At 74.4% G+C, this 18,132-nt stretch carries 14 protein-coding genes and 1 pseudogene; 7 read left to right on the top strand and 8 right to left on the bottom strand.

Annotation, left to right across the window (positions count from 1 at the left end):
- Positions 1 to 127: 127 nt before the first annotated feature.
- From U5640_RS41490 to U5640_RS41480, 3 genes are all read right to left on the bottom strand, one after another.
- Complete coding sequence (locus tag U5640_RS41490; protein ID WP_340384386.1) at positions 128 to 2,512, bottom strand: phosphoketolase family protein; 2,385 nt, start codon at positions 2,510 to 2,512, stop codon at positions 128 to 130.
- A gap of 133 nt (positions 2,513 to 2,645) precedes the next feature.
- Positions 2,646 to 3,101 carry an RpiB/LacA/LacB family sugar-phosphate isomerase gene (locus U5640_RS41485; RefSeq protein WP_340384385.1) on the bottom strand — a complete coding sequence of 152 codons (456 nt, stop codon included), beginning with the start codon at positions 3,099 to 3,101 and terminating at the stop codon, positions 2,646 to 2,648.
- Positions 3,102 to 3,207: 106 nt separating this feature from the next.
- Positions 3,208 to 4,089: a hypothetical protein gene (locus U5640_RS41480; RefSeq protein ID WP_340384384.1), complete on the bottom strand. Its 882-nt coding sequence runs from the start codon at positions 4,087 to 4,089 to the stop codon at positions 3,208 to 3,210.
- A gap of 111 nt (positions 4,090 to 4,200) precedes the next feature.
- On the opposite strand from U5640_RS41480, the gene U5640_RS41475 reads away from it, so the two are divergent.
- Positions 4,201 to 4,728 (top strand): SMI1/KNR4 family protein, encoded by a 528-nt coding sequence (locus U5640_RS41475; RefSeq protein WP_340384383.1) that lies wholly within the window; start codon positions 4,201 to 4,203, stop codon positions 4,726 to 4,728.
- Here U5640_RS41475 and U5640_RS41470 read toward each other — a convergent pair.
- On the bottom strand, positions 4,664 to 5,566 hold the full coding sequence (locus U5640_RS41470) for an alpha/beta hydrolase (protein ID WP_340384382.1): 903 nt from the start codon (positions 5,564 to 5,566) through the stop codon (positions 4,664 to 4,666). The two genes, U5640_RS41475 and U5640_RS41470, sit on opposite strands and share 65 nt — an antisense overlap.
- Before the next feature lie 85 nt (positions 5,567 to 5,651).
- Here U5640_RS41470 and U5640_RS41465 point away from each other — a divergent pair, with 85 nt between their 5' ends.
- Entirely contained in the window at positions 5,652 to 6,248 is a 597-nt protein-coding gene (locus U5640_RS41465; protein ID WP_340384381.1) for a sigma-70 family RNA polymerase sigma factor, read from the top strand.
- Between the two features lie 249 nt (positions 6,249 to 6,497).
- Here U5640_RS41465 and U5640_RS41460 read toward each other — a convergent pair whose 3' ends face one another.
- Entirely contained in the window at positions 6,498 to 7,511 is a 1,014-nt protein-coding gene (locus U5640_RS41460) for a LuxR C-terminal-related transcriptional regulator (RefSeq protein WP_340384380.1), read from the bottom strand.
- 242 nt (positions 7,512 to 7,753) lie between these two features.
- Here U5640_RS41460 and U5640_RS41455 point away from each other — a divergent pair, with 242 nt between their 5' ends.
- From U5640_RS41455 to U5640_RS41440, 4 genes are read left to right on the top strand one after another with little or no spacing between them, the layout of a single operon-like run.
- Positions 7,754 to 8,794, top strand: coding sequence for a substrate-binding domain-containing protein (locus U5640_RS41455; protein ID WP_340384379.1), 1,041 nt, complete (start codon positions 7,754 to 7,756; stop codon positions 8,792 to 8,794).
- A gap of 9 nt (positions 8,795 to 8,803) precedes the next feature.
- Positions 8,804 to 10,375, top strand: a complete 1,572-nt coding sequence (locus U5640_RS41450) for a sugar ABC transporter ATP-binding protein (RefSeq protein WP_340384378.1) — start codon at positions 8,804 to 8,806, stop codon at positions 10,373 to 10,375.
- Positions 10,372 to 11,343, top strand: coding sequence for an ABC transporter permease (locus U5640_RS41445; RefSeq protein ID WP_340384377.1), 972 nt, complete (start codon positions 10,372 to 10,374; stop codon positions 11,341 to 11,343). Before U5640_RS41450 ends, U5640_RS41445 begins: the two co-directional genes overlap by 4 nt.
- A gap of 35 nt (positions 11,344 to 11,378) precedes the next feature.
- A complete protein-coding gene (locus U5640_RS41440; RefSeq protein WP_340384376.1) occupies positions 11,379 to 13,076 on the top strand; it encodes an amidohydrolase in 1,698 nt (565 codons plus the stop codon).
- Position 13,077: 1 nt separating this feature from the next.
- Here the strand turns inward: U5640_RS41440 and U5640_RS41435 are convergent, their stop codons facing one another.
- Entirely contained in the window at positions 13,078 to 14,058 is a 981-nt protein-coding gene (locus U5640_RS41435; protein WP_340384375.1) for a hypothetical protein, read from the bottom strand.
- A 208-nt stretch (positions 14,059 to 14,266) separates the two neighbouring features.
- Between U5640_RS41435 and U5640_RS41430 the strand changes: the two genes are divergently transcribed.
- Positions 14,267 to 14,512 (top strand): zinc-ribbon domain-containing protein, encoded by a 246-nt coding sequence (locus U5640_RS41430; RefSeq protein ID WP_340385643.1) that lies wholly within the window; start codon positions 14,267 to 14,269, stop codon positions 14,510 to 14,512.
- 245 nt (positions 14,513 to 14,757) lie between these two features.
- Here the strand turns inward: U5640_RS41430 and U5640_RS41425 are convergent.
- Positions 14,758 to 15,585, bottom strand: a pseudogene (locus tag U5640_RS41425) (substrate-binding domain-containing protein); the annotation flags it as partial.
- The gene (locus U5640_RS41420; RefSeq protein WP_340384374.1) at positions 15,582 to 18,032 is read right to left on the bottom strand and encodes a SpoIIE family protein phosphatase; all 2,451 of its coding nucleotides are present in this window, start codon (positions 18,030 to 18,032) and stop codon (positions 15,582 to 15,584) included. The pseudogene U5640_RS41425 and the gene U5640_RS41420, both read right to left, overlap by 4 nt.
- Between the last annotated feature and the right edge of the window lie 100 nt (positions 18,033 to 18,132).

Genomic DNA, 18,132 nt, shown 5'->3' with positions numbered 1-18,132 from the left:
TGGCCGACCACTGTAGGCACCGGGCGAGGCGCCGTGCCAGGGCGCACGCGCGCCGTCCTCCTGCCCCTCGCCCTGCGCCGTCCGCCCCCGGTCGTGCGCCCTGCCCGGCCGCCCGTGACCTGCCGTCTCAGCCGTCCCAGGACCAGTCCGCGACCTCGGGAAGGTCGGTGCCGTGGACCCGGATCCAGTCATGGTGGCGCAGTCGCGCGTCCTCCATCCGCTGCCGTACGGCCGCCGCGCGCACGGCGAGCCCGGGGACCCGGTCGATGACGTCCATGACCAGGCGGTAGCGGTCGAGGTCGTTGCGGACGACCATGTCGAAGGGCGTGGTCGTGGTGCCGATCTCCTTGTAGCCGCGCACGTGCAGGTTGCCGTGCCCGGCCCGGCGGTAGGCGAGGCGGTGGATCAGCCACGGGTAGCCGTGGTAGGCGAAGATCACCGGTTTGTCGACGGTGAACAGCCCGTCGTACTCGAAGTCGCTCATGCCGTGCGGGTGTTCGGCGCTCGGCATGAGGCGGGCGATGTCGACGACGTTGACGACACGGACCGCCAGCTCGGGCAGGTTGCGGCGGAGCAACTGGGCGGCGGCCAGCACCTCCTGGGTCGGGACGTCGCCGGCGCAGGCGAGGACGACATCGGGCTCGCGGCTGCCGTTCTCGGTGCCGGCCCAGTCCCAGATCCCGGCGCCGCGCGCGCAGTGGACCCGGGCGGCGTCCATGGACAGCCAGTCGAAGCAGGGCTGCTTCCCGGCCACGACGACGTTGACGTAGTCGCGGCTGCGCAGGACGTGGTCCGCGACCGACAGCAGGGTGTTGGCGTCCGGCGGGAGGTACACCCGTACCGCTTCGGGGCTCTTGTTGAGGATGTGGTCGACGAAACCGGGGTCCTGGTGGGAGAAGCCGTTGTGGTCCTGGCGCCACACGTGCGAGGTGAGCAGGTAGTTGAGGGAGGCGATGGAGGCGCGCCAGGGCAGTCGCCGGGTCACCCGGAGCCATTTGATGTGCTGGTTGACCATGGAGTCGACGATGTGCACGAACGCCTCGTAGCAGGAGAAGAGGCCGTGACGTCCCGTCAGGAGGTAACCCTCCAGCCAGCCCTGGCAGGTGTGTTCGGAGAGGATCTCCATCACCCGGCCGTGCCGGTCCAGGTGTTCGTCGACCTGGAGGGTCTGTGCCTGCCAGGCCTTGCCGCTCGCGCCGTAGACGGCCTGGAGGCGGTTGGAGGCGGTCTCGTCGGGGCCGACCAGCCGGAAGTCCCGGCGCTCGGCGGTGGACCGCATGACGTCCTCGAGCAACCGGCCGAGGACGCGGGTGGGTTCGTGCAGGGTCGTGCCGGGCTTGTCGACCGGGACGGCGTAGGAGTCGAGGGCGGGCAGGGGGAGCTCGCGCAGCAGGAGTCCGCCGTTGGCGTGCGGGGTGGCGCCGAGGCGGCGGGTGCCGTCGGGGACGCAGGCGAGGACGTCGAGGCGGGGCGCGCCGTGGGCGTCGAAGAGTTCCTCGGGCCGGTAGGAGCGCAGCCAGGCCTCCAGCTGGCGCAGATGGTCGGGGTTGTCCCGGACGGCGGACAGCGGGACCTGGTGGGCGCGCCAGGTGCCCTCCACGGGGAGCCGGTCGACATGGGCGGGCCCGGTCCAGCCCTTCGGGGTGCGCAGCACGATGACCGGCCAGCGCGGCCGCTCCCCGGCGCCCTCCACTCGGGCGGCGCGCTGCAGGGCGGCGATGCGGTCCAGCGCGGTGTCCATGGCCTGCGCCATCGCGCGGTGGACGGCGTACGGCTCGTCGCCGGTGACGTGGATGGGGTCGTGTCCGTAGCCGCGCAGCAGCTCGTCGAGTTCCGCCTCGGGGATACGGGCCAGCACGGTCGGGTTGGCGATCTTGTAGCCGTTGAGGTGGAGGATCGGCAGGACCGCGCCGTCGTGGACCGGGTCCAGGAACTTGTTGGAGTGCCAGGAGGCGGCCAGCGGACCGGTCTCCGCCTCGCCGTCGCCGATCACACAGGCCACCAGCAGGTCGGGGTTGTCGAGCGCGGCGCCGTAGGCGTGGGAGAGGGAGTAGCCGAGCTCGCCGCCCTCGTGGATCGAGCCGGGCGTCTCGGGGGCGACATGGCTGGGGATGCCGCCGGGGAAGGAGAACTGCCGGAACAGCCGGGCCATGCCGGGCGCGTCCCGGGTGACGTCCGGGTACGTCTCGGTGTACGACCCCTCCAGCCACGAGTTGGCGACCACCGCCGGGCCCCCGTGCCCGGGGCCCCACACGCACAGGGCGTTCAGATCACGGTTGCGGATCACCCGGTTGAGGTGGGTGTACACGAGGTTGAGGCCCGGTGAGGTGCCCCAGTGGCCGAGCAGCCTCGGCTTGACGTGCTCGGGGCGCAGCGGCTCGGTGAGCAGGGGGTTGGCCATGAGGTAGATCTGGCCGACGGACAGGTAGTTCGCGGCGCGCCAGTGGGCGTGCAGTGTCCTGAGCTCGTCGTCGGACAGCCGGGCGGAGGACTGCTGCGGTTCGACGGGCATCACGGGTTCCCTTCCGGACGGGGGTCGCGCGCGGGTGCGTGCCGGACCGTACCTCCCCACTCTCCCCGGTCCTCGGGGCGCCCGACAGGGCCGACCGGCCCATACGGCCGAGCGGATGCGCCCTTGAGGGCTTTCAGGGCGTGGCTCGGGCCGAGTCGAGACCGGCGACGTGCCGCACGTTGCGGCGGTCCTCGGCGTCCGGGCTGGGCTCCGCGCCGAACCAGGCGTCCAGGATCTCCTTGAGCAGCGGCTCGGAGGTCAGGCGCAGGCTGAGGGCGAGGACGTTCGCGTCGTTCCAGCGGCGGGCGCCGTCGGCGGTGTAGGCGTCGACGCACAGGGCGGCCCGCACGCCGGGGACCTTGTTGGCGGCGATCGACGCGCCGGTGCCGGTCCAGCAGCACACCACGGCCTGCTCCGAGATCCCTCCGGACACGTCCCGCGCCGCGGCCTCGGCGCACACGGCCCACTGCGGGTCGTCGCCGGGACGCAGCGCACCGTGGGTCACGACGTCGTGCCCGCGGCCGCGCAGCTCCGAGACGAGGGTGCGCGCCACGGCTTCGTCCATGTCCGAGGAGACGGAGATCCGCATGTCCCGGAGCCTACTGAGCGGAGCCGGTGCTGTCGCCCCCGGCGTCGGGGTGACGTGGGCAGCTACGGAGTCGGGGTGAGGTGGGCACCTGCCGCCCGGGGCGGAATCAGCTGCCGCCGCTCCCCCACGACGCCCGGGTCAGTCCCACCGGGTTGGCGGGCGGGACGATCCCCGAGTCCAGGACGGTCCGGGCCAGGGGGGTGAGCAGTCCGGCGAGGCGGGCGGTGGCCTCGGTGCCGAGGGCCTCCCAGGGCCGGGCGGCCGCGGCGTCCGTGTCGGCCTCGATCCCGTCGCGGGCTGCCGCCCCTTCCTCGGTGAGCCGCCCGCCCTCGCCGAGCCAGCCGCGCGCGACCAGTCGGGCCCGCGCCGCCCGCCAGGGTTCCGGACCCCACTTGCGGGTCTGCCGTTGCGCCTCCTCGTCCGACTCCCCCGCCGCGCACTTGAGGACCATCGCCTCGACCGGCCCCACTCCCCGGGCGACGAGGACGGCGACATGGCCGTCTCCCCGGTGTTCGCGCAGGGTGGTCAGGGCCTGCCAGAGCCGGACGTGCGGCTCGGCCGGGCGGGCGAGCGCCTGGTTGGCGGCGCCCAGCACCCGCCCCGCCGTGTCCGCCGCCTCGGCCGCCGCCCAGGCCAGGTCGGCCGCCTCGGACATCTCCTCGGAGGCGACGGCCCCGGGTCCGTACACCTCGGTCATGGCGGCTGCGACGGCACGCGCGCGCACCGCGAGGACGTCCGCCGGGTCGGCGTACCTCCACGCGTCCGGCAGCGCGCGGGTGACGCGGTCGGGGTGGAAGACGTAGAAGCAGCCGGTGACCACCGAGGCGGGCGCGGGGCCGAGCGGAGCCGCGCGCAGGGCGAAGTAGCCCATCCAGTACCCGCGCAGGCCGAGGTCGTCGGCGGCCCGGCGGACCTCGGGGGCGAAGTAGACCAGGCCGTGGACCGGTTCGAACCGCTCCCACAGGCTGCGTGCGACGGTGTCCCCCACGGTGGTCCTCCCCGTTCGTCGGTGGCGGCTGCCGGTGGGCAGCTTCGGTCATGACAGCGGTCACAACAACCCCACGAGGGCGTTGTCGGTGGTCGCGCCTAGGCTGCGCCCATGACCGAGACGATCACCGACGACCGCCGCTTCCCGCCCGCCCTGGCCGAGGTGGCCACGGCGGACTTCCCCTACGACGACGGGGACGGCTTCGACTTCGAGCCGTACGACGCCTTCGACTCCGCCGAGGAGACCGCCGACTGGATCCGCGACTGGACCGGCAACCGCGAACTCGACGGCGCCGCCTACCGGGTGTTCGGTCAGGACGGTACGGGCGGGCTCGCCGCCCTGTGGTGTGTGCGCCCGGGGCTGCCGCTCACCGAGCAGCCGGTGGTGTTCCTCGGCTCGGAGGGCGAGGTCGGGGTGGTGGCGGGGAACCTGTCGGACTTCCTGTGGGTCCTCGCCGACGGATACGGCCCGATGGAGGCCGCGACATACCCCGACCGCGATGTCCGTCCCCACCCGGAACTCGCCGAGCTGGCCGCACGGCACGCCACCACCCCGCGCCGTCCCGCCCGCGCGGTCATCGAGGGGGCGAAGGCCGAGTTCCCCACGTTCGAGGACGACCTGTTCGCCCTGTGCCGCTGAGGCCGGCCGCCGGGGCCAGGAACGCCGAGACGGTCTCGACGAACCGCGCGGAGTCGTCCAGCCAGGGGTAGTGGCCCGCTCCCGGCTGCACGACGAGGGCCCCGTCCGGGAAGAGTCCGGCGAACTCCGCGACCGAGCGGGGCGGGCTGTTGACGTCGAACTCACCGGCGAGCAGCAGGACGGGAGCGGGGAGGGCGGCGAGCGCGGCACGGGTGGCCGCGGGGGTGAAGGCCCCGGCGGCACCGAAGAGGGCGGCGATCCGCTCGTCGGCGGGGCGCGCCCGCGCATGGTGCCGGCGGGCGGCCTCGTCCCAGCGGCCGTGGAAGAAGGGGACGATCGCCTCCGCGTCGGCGGGCCCGCCCCTGGTGATCGCCTCCAGGGCGGCGTACGCCCGCGGGAACCACGGCTCGTCCTTCCTGAGCCGCGCGAGCTCACGCCGTGTCGCACCGGTGATCTCGATGCCGACGGACCGCAGTCCGGGGGTGACGAGCACCAGTCTCCCGACGCGCCCGGGATGCCGGGCCGCGTACTGCGTCACGACGTTCGCCCCGGCGGAGTGGCCCAGGAGGTCGATCCGGGTCAGTCCGAGGTGCGCGCGCAGGGCCTCGACATCGTCGACGAGCCGGTCGCAGCGGTAGGAGGAGGCGTCCTCGGGGACGGCGGACCGCCCGGTGCCGCGCAGGTCCAGGACGATCAGCCGGTGACAGGCGGACAGACCGCCGAGATCCCCGAGGTACGCGGAGTCCGTGGGGCCGCCGGGGACACAGACCAGAGGGGCTCCGGTGCCCGTCTCACGGTAGGCGAGCCGGGTGCCGTCAGGGGCGCAGAAAGTGGGCATGCACGGGATCCTCGCAGCCATAACCTGGTTGTACAACCCGGTTATGGCGATCTGATCCGCGCCGAGCAGGGTGTATAACCGGGTTGTGGCAGGTGAGGAGAGCAGGGGCGCCCCCGAGACGCTGACCGAAGAGCAGGCCGAGCGCATGCTGACGGAGATCAACGAGGTCATCCGCGCGGGCGAGGAGATGCGCGCGCTGCGCGCCGAGATGATCCAGGTGTTCGCCGGGCTCGGCTGGACGCAGGACACCATCGCCCGGCTCGCCGGGATGAGCCAGCCGGCCGTGTCCAAGCAGATGACGAAACACCGGGTCAGTCCGTCGGGCCCGCCAGCACTCGCCCTCGACCAGTCCGACGCCCCCTGGCTCGAAGGGCGCCTGTGGGGCCTGGCCGAGGAGATCTCCGAACTCCTCGACGGCACGGCCCACTGCACCCGGCACCTCGACGCCCTCGACCGGGGAAGGAAACGCTTCACCCCGCAGACCGTCGACGCGCTGCGGCGGCTCGTCGAGACCGACCTGAGGGCGAGCGCCGCGGAACTGCCCACCGGATTCCGGGCGGCGTACGACGCGATCAGCCGCGGCCTCGACCAGCCCGCGCACGACGCGCCTCCCACCACCTCCGCTTCGGTACGCCGCGCCCTGGCCAGGCGGCTCCAGCGCGACCGGCTGCGCGGGGACTGAGCCGCACCGCCACCCCGATCCGGACACCGCGCCAGACCGGGCGGCGCCCGCCCCGTAGCGGTCCCCGACCCCGCGCACCCCGCGCCATGCGCGCCCGGGTCAGCACCGACGGCCACGGGGTGCCGCCGAAGCAGGCGGCAGCGCGGCACGGCCGACGTCGAGTGCGGCCCCCCGCCAGCCTCACCGGACACCCACGCGCCCGGCGTCGCCGGACCCCGGGGCCGGCAAAGGCGGAGCCTCCCCCGCGGCTCAGTCGGCCGGGACCCGCTCCACGAAGTGGGCGAGGTGCTCGGGGGCCGGGCGCAGGACGCCGTCGCGGACCGCGAGGGCGGTGGCCTCGGCGCGGGAGGCGCAGCCGGTCTTGCGCAGCAGGTGCTCGATGTGGCTGTGCACGGTGCGCGGTGACAGGTAGAGGGCCTGGGCGATGGCCTGGTTGGTCTGGCCCGTGGCGGCCCGGGTCAGCACCTCGAGCTCGCGGGGGCTGACGCCGTACGGCAGTTCGGCGGGCACCTCGGTGACCAGCACCGCCTCGCGCGCGGGGCCGACGGTACGGCGCCGCAGCACCACCCGGCACCAGCCCGCGCCGACCGGCCACAGCACCCGCAGCCGGAGGCCGCCGGATGCCTCGAAGGCCTCGGCGAGGCGCCGGAAGTCCGGGTCGTGCAGGACTTCGGCGCCGTCCCGGCCCGGCAGGTCGACGGCGCCGCCGGCCGTGAACAGCCCGGCCCGCGCCCCGGTGGGCAGGTCACGCGGGTCGGCCGGGTCGGCGAGCGCGCCGAGGGCGGGCAGCAGGGAGGCGAGCAGGCGGCGCGCCTCGGTGTCGTAGACGTCCCGCCCCTCGGTGGACAGATGCACCAGGCCGACCAGCCGCCCGTCGTGCCGCAGCGCCCCGGTCAGGCCGTCGCGGAAGCCGGTCGGCCGGACCCGCTCGGCGTAGAACCAGCCCTGCCGGAAGCGCGGGCCGGGGGCGTCGTCGGCGTCCTCGGAGATGGACATCGGCAGGGCACGGTCCACGACGTTTCCGTACCAGGGCGTGCCGATGAACTCGGCGGCCATGGCCTGGGAGTCCTCGGCGGTGTAGCCGAGGCCCGCGACCTGGACATGGGCGCGGGAGACGGGGTCGATGCAGAGCAGGGTGACCGCGTCGAACGGCAGGGCCCGGCCCAGCTCCGCCACGGCCTCGGCGCAGGCGCCGAGCGTGTCCCGTTCCCGGGTGAGCATGCCGATGCGGGCGGCGGCGGCGATCTGCCGGTGACCGAACACGCGGGCCTCCGGGGAGTTCTGCGAGGGGCGGGAGAGCGGACGGGCGGGCGGACCGTCAGCGAGCGGGCGGGCAAGTTGTTTGGACCCTAACGATAGGGCCGGCGGGCGTGTGCCACAAGGCGTTCGCGGGACCCGGAGGCGGTCGGTATTTCTACGGATGGCGGGACGCGGCGCCCGGGTCTTTCCTGTTCGGCACAGCCGGACGCCCGCAGTGCCGGGCCGCCTTCCCTGGGAGTTGCGCCATGTCCAGATCCCCGTACGTCCCCGCCCCCACGGCCTCCCGCCGCCGCTTCCTCGCCTGGTCGGCCGGTACCGTGGTGACCGGGGCGCTCGGCGCCGCGGGCTGCTCGGCCCCCGGCGGCGCGAGCACGGCCGAGGCGGCGGGCACGCCCGCGGCGAGGACCTCGGAGCTGACGCAGATCGGCCTCGACTACCCCTTCACCCAGCTCCCCCTGTACGCGACCCTCGTCAAGCTCTCCACCGCCGCCGCGAAGAAGCGCGGCGTCTCGCTGCTGACCACGAGCGACGCGAGCAGCGCCGACACCCAGGCCGCCAACCTCACCACGTGGGTCTCCCGGAAGGTGCCGGCGATCGTGTCGTTCCCGATGGTCTTCGAGGCCACCGAGGCGCTGGCGAAGCGGGCTCTGGACGCGGGCCTGATCTGGGTGACGTACGGCGGATCGCTCGAACACCAGAGCGCGGACATCCAGTTCAGCTTCCTGGAGGGCGGCCGGCTCCTCGGGGAGGCCGCCGCGCGGTGGGCCAACGAGACGCTCGGCGGCAAGGGCAAGATCGCCTTCCTCACCGACAGCACCATCCAGCTCGGCCGCGAGCGCACCCAGGGCATGGTCGAGGCGTTCACGGCGAAGGCACCCGGCGTCGACGTCGTCGCCCAGGAGCAGGCCATCGACCCGGACACCGGGCTGTCGAAAACCCGCGCCGTCCTCGCCAAGCACCCCGACCTCAACCTCGTCCTCGGCGTCACGGACGCGGCGGCGTACGGCGGCTTCAAGGCACTCCAGCAGGCGGGCCGCAAGGCGGGCGACGCGCGGACGTTCGTCGGCGGGCAGGACGGCGCCGCCCCCTCCCTCCTGGCGATCAAGCAGGGCACCTTCTACCGCGCCTCCGCCGCGCTCGCCCCGCAGGACATCGCCGACGCGATCGTGGACGTGCCGCTCGCGGTGGCCGCCGGGAAGGCGAACCCGGGGGTCCAGGTGCCGATCACCCTGGTCGGGCCCTCCGACACCGCGCGGATCGACGCCCTGCTCGCCCAGAACTCCTAGGCGCCCGCGATGACCGAACCCCATCTGCGCATCCGGGGGCTGACCAAGTCCTTCGGCGGTGTCCGGGCCCTGGACGACGTCAACCTGACCGTCCCGGGCGGGCGCGTGCACGCGCTGCTCGGGCACAACGGCGCCGGCAAGTCCACCCTGATCCGCTGCCTCGGCGGGGCCTTCCCGCCGGACGCGGGCACCATCGAGGTGGGCGGCGCCTGCCACACCCGGCTGAGCCCCCGCGAGTCGATCGCCGCCGGGGTGGCGATCATCTTCCAGACGCTCAGCGTCGTCGACTCCCTGACGGTGGCCGAGAACATCTTCCTCGGCCAGGAGTGGACCCGGTACGGCCGGATCGACCGCCGCGCCCAGGAGGAGGTGGCCGCCGGACTGCTCGAACGGGTCGCCGCCACCTGCTCCCCCCGCACCCGCGTAGGCGAACTCCCCATGGGACAGCGGCAGTTGGTGGAGATCGCCAAGGCCCTCAGCCGCAGCGCCTCGGTCCTGGTCCTGGACGAACCGACGGCGGCCCTCTCCGGCGCGGAGAGCGAGGCCCTGGCGGAACGGGTGGAGGACCTGCGCACCCAGGGCCTGGCGATCGTGTACGTCACCCATCTGCTGGGGGAGGTCGAGCGCCTGGCCGACGAGGTGACGGTACTGCGAGACGGAAGGGTGTCCCACCACGCCCCGATGGCCGGCCAGTCCCGCCGGGACCTGGTCCGGGCGATCAGCGGCCCCACCGCGAAGGGGCGCGGCGCGTCTCACGAAGCGGCTCCCGCGCGTGGGCGCGACCAGCCGCGCCGACGCCCCACGCGCGCCCCGCAGCCACAACCGCAAACGCACCCGCACCCGCACCCGCACCGCCTCACCCTCGACGCCCTGCAGGGCCCCCGCTTCGGCCCCGTCGACCTCACCGTCGCCGAAGGCGAGATCGTCGCCCTCCACGGCCTGACCGGCTCCGGCCGCACCAGCCTCCTCGAGACGATCTACGGCAGGCACCGGGCGACCGCCGGAACCCTCCGGGTCGGCGGCGGGACCGTCCGCCCCTCGCGCCCCTCGGAGGCGCTGGCCGCCCGTATCGCCCTGGTCCCCGGCGACCGGCGCGCCCAGGCCCTGTTCCCCGTGCTCAGCGCACAGGACAACGCCCTGCTGCCCACCGTCCGCCGACTGGCCCGGCACGGAGTCCGCTCCGCGCGGGCCGAACGCCGCATCTTCGGCGCGCTGTCGGACACGGTCGCCCTGCGCCCCGCCCGCCCGGACCTGCCCGCCGCCGCCTTCTCCGGCGGCAACCAGCAGAAACTCGTCCTCGGACGCTGGATCAACGAGGCTCGCGAGGTGGACGTCCTGCTCCTCGACGAGCCCACGCAGGGCGTCGACATCGGCGCCCGCCAGGAGATCTACGGCGTCGTCCGCACCCTCGCCGCCGAGCGCGGCACCGCCGTGCTCTTCGCGTCCAACGACCCCGAGGAGGTCGTCGCGCTGGCCCACCGCGCCCTGATCGTCGCGGCCGGCCGGGTCGTCGGCGAGCTGAGCGGACCCGAACTCACCGAGGCCGCGCTGCTGTCGGCCGTCCACGAAGGAGCAGCATGACCACTCTGACCGCCCCGCGGGGGATGACGTACGGGCGGCTCACCGCCGTACGCCGCCAACCGCTGCTCGCCGTCCTCGCCGTGATGGTGCCGGTCTTCCAGGTGACGACGGGCAGTTTCCTCGACGCGGGCAATCTGCGCGGGATCGCCACCGACGCGGCGACCCTCGCCGTGGTGGCCGTCCCGCTCGCGCTGCTGGTGATCAGCGGGTACCTCGATCTGTCGGTGGGGTCCACGCTCGCCCTGGGCGGTCTGGTGGCCGGCCGGCTCGCCGGCGAGCAGCACCAGTCGCCGGTGGTCGCGGTGCTCGGCGCGCTGGCCGTGGGCGCGGCCGTCGGGGCCGTGAACGGGACACTCTGCTGCTACCTGGGGCTGTCGCCGTTCATCGTGACGCTGGGGATGCTGACCGCCGTGCGCGGGCTGGCGCAGCAGCTGTTCCCGCTGCCGCTGAGCGGTTTCGGGCCGGGGTTCGCCTGGCTGGGCGGGTCACGGATCGCCGGGGTGGACGCGCCGGTGGTGATCGCGGCGCTGGTGCTGGTGGCGGGCGCGGCGTTCCTGGCGTTCACCCCGGCGGGGCGGCACGTCTTCGCGATCGGGGTGAACCGGGAGGCGGCCCATCTGTCGGGCATCGCGGTGCGCCGGGCGCCGTTCGCGCTGTTCGTGGTGACGGGGGTGGCGGCGGCGCTGGCCGGCGCGATCAAGGCGTCGGTGCTGGACAGCGCGGTGGCGGGGACGTCGGGGGCGGGGTTCGAACTGACCGTGCTGACGGCGGTGCTGCTCGGTGGGGTCGCGCTGAGCGGCGGCAGCGGCTCGGTGTTCGGAGTGCTGCTCGGCGTGCTGTTCCTCGGTTGTCTGCAGAACGGCCTCACCCTGTTGAACGTGCCCGCCTTCTGGCAGCAGATGGCCCAGGGCGTGGCCCTGGTGGCGGGCGCGGGCCTCGCCTTCCTCGGCCCCCGGACGACCCGGTGACCGCCCTCTCCTCCGACCGCGCAGAAAGGCCTCGCGTGAACGACAGCACCCCCACCCTCGTCCTGACCGGCGGTCAGGTCCTCACCCTCGACGACGCGTTCACGGTCGCGGAAGGCGTGGCCGTGCGCGGCCGGGACATCGTGGCCGTCGGCTCGGACGCCGAGGTGCGCGCCCTGGCCGGGCCCGGTACCCGGGTCGTCGACCTGGGCGGGCGGACGGTCCTGCCCGGCATCAACGACTCCCATCTGCACGGGGCCGCCTACGGGATGACGAAACCCCCGTTCGCCCTGGACGTCGGTCATCCGGCCGTGCGGTCGATCGCCGACGTCGCCGGGGCCGTCGGGCGGGCCGCGGCCACGGCCGGGCCCGGTGAGTGGATCGTGGGGCTGGGCTGGGACCCGGGCTATCTCGCGGAGTGCGTGAGCGATCCGCGGCGGTTCCCGCACCGCCGCGACCTGGACGCCGTGGCACCGGACCATCCGGTGTGTCTCACCGACTTCTCCTCGCACATGGTGTGGGTGAACAGCGCGGCGCTGCGGGTGTGCGGCATCGACGCCGGCGGGGCGGTCCCGACGGGCGGGGTGGTGGACCGGGACGCGGACGGCCGGCCCAGCGGGATCCTGCGGGAGGCGGCCCAGTCCCTGGTGCTGGCCGCGCTGCCCTCCCCCACCGTCGCGCGGCGCCGCGAGGCGATCCGGGCCGTCGTGGCGGAGCTGCACACGCGCGGCATCACGAGCTACACCGAGCCGGGGCTCGGGCCGGGCGGTGCCACGACGTTCTTCGGCGGGCTGAGCACCGACAACCTGACCGCGTACGCCGGACTCGTGGCCGACGGCGAGCTCGACGCCCGCGTCGGTGTGCTGCTGCTGCCCGCGCCGATGGGCGGCTCGGCCGACGACCTGCGCAAGGGCCTGACGGAGCTGGGCGCGCCGCTCACCGCCGATCCGCGCCTGCTGAACGTGCTCGGGGTGAAGATCTTCGCCGACGGGGTGCCGCCGAACCGTACGGCGTGGATGAGCGAGCCGTACGCGGGCGGCGGTCACGGCGCGCTGTGCGTGCACGGCGACACCCCCGCGCTGCGGACCGAGGAGCTGAGGGAGATGATCCGCGTCGCGCACGCGGCGGGTCACCAGCTGGGCGTGCACGTCACCGGCGATCTGGCGATCGACGCGGTGGTGGACGCGTTCGTCGCGGCCGATGCGGCCCTGCCCCGCCCGGACGCCCGGCACTACGTCATCCACGGCGACTTCGTCGGCCCTCGCTCCCTGGCGCGGCTGGCCGCGCACGGGTGGGGCGTCAACATGAACCCGGCGATCAAGTGGACCGTGTCGGACCTGATGGACGAGGTGGTGGGGCGGGAGCGGTCCGCCTACCAGTGGCCCGTGCGATCCGCGCTGGAGGCCGGGGTCGCGGTCTGCGCCTCCTCCGACGCGCCGATCACCGTGCCGGACTGGCGCCAGGGGGTGGCCGCGATGATGCTGCGGGAGTCGAAGGCGAGCGGCCGGGCCAGCGGTCCCGAGCAGTGCGTCGGCCTGGTCGACGCACTGCGGGCGTACACCGTCCATCCGGCCCGGCAGGACTTCGCCGAGGAGTGGAAGGGGACGGTCCAGGCGGGGAAGGCCGCGGACCTGTGTGTGCTGGACCGGCCGCTGCTCGGCCTGGACCCGCACGCGATCACCGAGGTGCAGGTCGACCTGACGGTGTTCGACGGGCGGGTCGTGCACGAGCGCTGAGTCAGCCGCGGTCGCGCTGGTGGACGCGGGCGAGGAGGAGGTTCGGGTCGTCCTGTTCGAGGTAGGACGCGCTGGTCACGTAGGCGCTTCGGCCGCGGACGGCCACGGCGGTCGGGTTGGACAGGCCGTCGGCGGCGGTGAGGACGACGGAGCGGCCGCCGTCCGGGGCGACACGGACCACCTCGCTGCTGCCGAGCAGCGCGGCGAGGACGGTGTCGCGGTGCCGATCGACGAAGCCGAAGTCGTCGATCCCGGTGAGGCCGGTGGCCCGGGTGCCCACGGGTCCGGCGGAGCCGTCCTCGCGGACGGGGATGCGCAGGAGGGTGCCGGCGTCGCTGTTGGACACCCAGACGGCGCCGTGGTGGAAGCGCAGTCCGTTGGCGCCGAAGCCGGAGGCGTCGGCTCCGGTCCCCGGGGCGAGCGCGGCTCCCGTGGCCCAGGCGGTGCGGGAGCCGCCGCCGACCGGGACGCGCCAGACGGTGCCGAGCACGGAGTCGGCGGCGTAGAGCACGCCCCGGCGCTCGTCGAGGGCCAGGCCGTTGGGGAAGCCGTCGGCGGGCAGTTCGGCGATCTGCCGCGGGGCGCCGCCGCCGCGGGCCAGGCGCCAGATGCCGGTCCTGCGGGTGCCGGTGGCGTAGTTGACGTAGAGGGTGCCGTCGGCGGCGCGGGCGATGCCGGTGACGACGGCGGCCGTGACGACCGGGGTATCGGGGTCCGCCACGGCGGGCAGGGTGGCGAGGGTCCGGGTGGCGCCGGCGCGGGTGACGTTGACGATCTTCCGGGCGAAGAAGAAGGTCAGGTCGGCGGAGCCGTCGGGTTCGAGGGCGATGTTCTCGGGCGTCTGCCCCTTCGCGAGGTCGAAGTGGGCGATGACGCGCGGGTCGGACACGCTCGGTTCGCCGCCCGCCGCGGGAGTCGTCGCGAGCAGACCGAGGGCGAGGGTCACCGCGATGACGCCCGCCGGCCGGGGAAGTCGGAACATGGGCCTCTCCTGGGGGAGCATGGGGGTGGCTCCCTGCGGGAGCGCGACAGGCGCCGGGGTGCGGCGCCTGACGAACATCGCGGCGGGCCGGTGACGGCGGCGGCAGTCGCGGCCGGGCGTTCCCCCGCGTGGCCCAGGGCATGAACCCGGGTGCCGCATGCGGGAGACTGGGCGGAGCGCACGGGCACGGACCGGGAGGGACAGCCGCGTGATCATCTTCGGTACCAAGGGCTATCTGTACCAGCTGGCGATCCTGACGCTGGTGTGCGGCCGGTGCGGCAACCCGGCCGCGCACGCGCTGCGCAAGCGGGTCACCAAGTTCACGCTGTTCTTCGTGCCGTTGTTCCCGGTATCGACGACGTACCTGACGCAGTGCACCTTCTGCGGCGCGGAGGAGAAGGTGAGCGGACAGCAGGCGCAGCGGCTGCTGGCCGGGGCGTCCGTCACGGGATGAGCCCGACCCGCTCGCAGGCGGCCCGCACCGGTGGGGCGCAGATCTGCTCGACGGTGTACACGCCGTCCTTGACCAGGGTCCCCCCGGATGTCGGCGGCCTTCACCGACCGGGGGGTCAGCAGGACGGCCGGGATGCCGCGGCTGGTGGGGCTGTCCACGGTGGTCGGCGCGTGGTCGCGCGCGTCCTCGCCGCGGCCCAGGGCGACGGCCATGCCGGCGGCCTCGGCGGCCTCCTCGCGGAACGGCTTGTAGACGGTCATGTACTGCTCGCCCCCGAGGATGCGGCGTACGGCGTCGAGGTCGGCGTCCTGGCCGGTGACGGGCGGCAGCCGGTGGACGCCGGCGCTCTTGAGGGCGGAGATGACACCGGCGGCGATGGTGTCGTTGGCCGCCAGGACGCCGTCGATCGTGTAGGGGCCGAGGGCGGCGATGGAGGCGGACATGTTGGCGTGCGCGGCCTGGGTGCTCCAGTCCTGGGTCTCGTACGACCTGGTGATGCGCACCCGGTCCTGGATGACGGAGAGGGCGCCCTTGCGGTACCAGGCGGCGTTGGTGCTGGCCGGGTCGCCGTTCATCATCACGACGGTCCGGCCGTCGGCCCGCTTCTCCATGCCGTCCAGCAGCCCCTGGCCCTGGAGCCGGCCGACCTGGAGGGCGTCGAAGCCGACGAAGCCGGAGACGGGACCCTCGGCGAGCCGGTCGTAGGCGACGACCGGGACGCCCGACTTGCGCGCCTCCTGGATCGAGGAGCGCAGCGCGCGGGTGTCGGCGGCGTCGAGGATCACCACCGCGGCCCCCTTGGTGATCATGGAGATCATCTGCTGCTGCTGCCGGGCCACGTCGTTCTCGGCGTTGGCGTACTCGAAGGTGCACCGGGGGCAGAGCTTCTTGACCTCCGCCTCGATCAGCGGCCGGTCGGAGTGCTCCCAGCGGGGGACGGACCGGCTGGGCAGGAGCAGGCCGACGGTGAAGGCGTCGGAGCGGGTGCCGGTGTCGCCGCCGCAGGCGGCTGCGGGCAGCGCGAGGAGGGCGGCGGCGACCGCCGCGGTGACCGGCCGGCCAAGCCGTCTCATCGCACGTCACCGGCTTCCGCCCCGGCGCCCGGCTCCCGTCCGGTCCGGCCGTCGTGCCCGCCGTCCGTCCCGCCGACCGCTTCCCGGACCGTCTCTCCGTCGGTTTCCCCGTCCGGTACGACGATCTCGCTCCACACCTGTTTGCCGCCGGCCACCGGGACCGAGCCGGAGGACTCCGACATCGCCTCGACCAGCATCAGGCCCCGTCCGCCGGTGGACTCCCAGTCCACGATCACCGGTTTGGCGGGCGCGCGGGGCGAGGCGTCGCTCACGCCGACCCTGACCCGGTCGCCGCGCAGCACCAGGTCGAGCCGGACCGGTCCGGTGGTGTGCACCAGGGCGTTGGTGACGAGTTCGGAGACGACCAGCAGGACCGCGTCGCCGGCTTCGGCGACCTTCCACCGGCGCAGGGTGCGCGCGGTGAAGCGGCGGGCGTGCATGACGGCGTCGGGCAGCCGCCACACCATCCAGCCGGCCCGGATCGGGCGGGTCTCCATGCCGTCGTAGCGCAGGAGCAGCAGCGCCACGTCGTCCTCGCGGCGGCCCGCGTCGCCGAGCAGTTCGTCGGCCATGGCGCCCGGATCGGCGGGGTCGGCCGCGGCGAGCGCGGTGCGGATGCGCCGCATGCCCTCGTCGAGGGGCAGGTCGGCGGCCTCGACCAGGCCGTCGGTGACGAGGGCGAGCACGGTGCCGGGGGCCAGGGCGACGGAGGTCATGGGGAACTCCGCCTCGGCGAGGATGCCGAGCGGCGGCCCGCCCGCGACCTCCACCTCCTCGGTGCCGCCGTCGGGGTGGCGGACCAGCGGGGCGAGGTGTCCGGCGCGGACGAAGAGGGTGTTGCCCTCCTCCATGTCGAGCTCGGCGTAGCAGCAGGTGGCGAAGAGGTCGGTCTCCATGCCGACGAGGAGCCGGTTGGCGTGCGAGACGACGACGTCGGGCGGGTGGCCCTCCATGGCGTACGCCCGGACGGCGGTGCGCATCTGGCCCATGATGGTGGCGGCTCCCGCGCTGTGGCCCTGGACGTCGCCGATGACGAGGCCGACGCGGTCCTCGGACAGGGCGATGACGTCGTACCAGTCGCCGCCGACCTGGAGTCCCCGCCGGGCGGGCAGATAGCGGGCGACGGCGATCCCGCCGGGCAGTTCGGGCAGCCGGCGCGGCAGCAGGCTGCGCTGGAGCATGGTGGCGAGTTCCTGCTCCGCGTCGTGGGCGTGGGCGCGCTGGAGGGCCTGGCCGACGAGGGCCGCGGTGGCGGTGAGCAGCGAGCGTTCCTCGGGGACGAAGTCGTGCGGGAGGTCCCAGCCGACCAGGCACACGCCGGCGACCCGGCCCTTGGCGGGCAGTGGCAGGACGGCGAGCCCGCCCGGCCCGACGCCGGCGAGGCCGGGTTCCAGGGGTGTGCCGGCGGGCCACAGGTCCATCCGGCCGTCGCCGAGGGCGGCCTGCAGGGTCGGCAGGGAGCGGACGGGCGCGTCGGGCCATTCGGTGCGCCATTCGGCCCGCCAGGCGTCGGGCCAGGCGGCGGGCTGCGGCGGGTCGAGGACGGTGACCATCAGCCGGTCGTCCTGGAGGGCGGCCAGGGCGACCCGGTCGGCGCCCAGCGGTTCGCGCAGCGCGGACACCACCACGCGGCCGACGTCACGGACGGTCACTGCGTCGTCGAGGGCGGCGGTCAGCCACTGGATCCGGGAGACGTCGTCGGCGCTGCGGCGCAGCACCGGGGTGGCGGTCACCACGCCGAGGACCTGTTCCGGCAGGTCGGCGGTGGCCGGTTCGGCCCGGCAGATCAGGCTGAGCCAGCGCATCTCGCCCGTGGGCCCGCGGACCCGGAACTCCAGTTCGCGTCGGCCGGAGGCCTGGGGGGACGGCTCCAGGACCGACATCAGGGCGTGCATGTCCTCCGGGAGGGCGTGGGCGAGGAGGGTGTCGGCCTTGCCGTCGAAGTCGTCCGCGGAGATGCCGACGAGGTCGAGGAGGGTGTCGTCGGCCTCGATCAGACCGGTGTCCGGGACCAGGACGAAGGAGCCGACGCGCAGGCTGCGCAGGGCGGGGTCCAGCAGCGAGGACGGCTCGGCCGGGCCCGTCACGGGCTGGAGGAGACCGGCGACGGCGTCGGCGTAGCGCTCCAGGAAGCGGCGCTGGTCGGCCTCGAAGCCGTCGGCCGAGGCGCCCGTGACGACCAGGCAGCCGAGGCGCCTGCCCTCCACGTCGAGGGGCAGCGCGCCCTGCGAGGGGTCCGTGCTCAGCCACAGGGGGCGGTCGGTGAGGAAGGCGCGTGCGGCGGGCGAGTCACCGGGCAGGGGGAGCCGGACCGGGGGCCCCGGCTGGGAAGGGGTCCCTCCCGCCGAGTCCACCAGCCGAAGCTCTTCGTTCCCGGCCCCGGGCGTGTAGACCGCCGCCTGTGTCGCTCCGGCCAAGATCAGGGCCCGGTCGAGGCATGTCCGCAACGTACCTCCCGTCCCCGCCGCGGGTGCCGACAGGTTGAGAACGGCGCACCCACCCACCAGAATCGCATATACGAACCAACCAGACATATCTGCCGAAGCT

Origin of the sequence: Streptomyces sp. SS7 (genome assembly GCF_037993025.1) — a bacterium.
GTDB lineage: Bacteria > Actinomycetota > Actinomycetes > Streptomycetales > Streptomycetaceae > Streptomyces.
The sequence above is the reverse complement of the archived record's forward strand: the minus strand, read 5'-3'. Positions and strand labels throughout refer to the sequence as shown.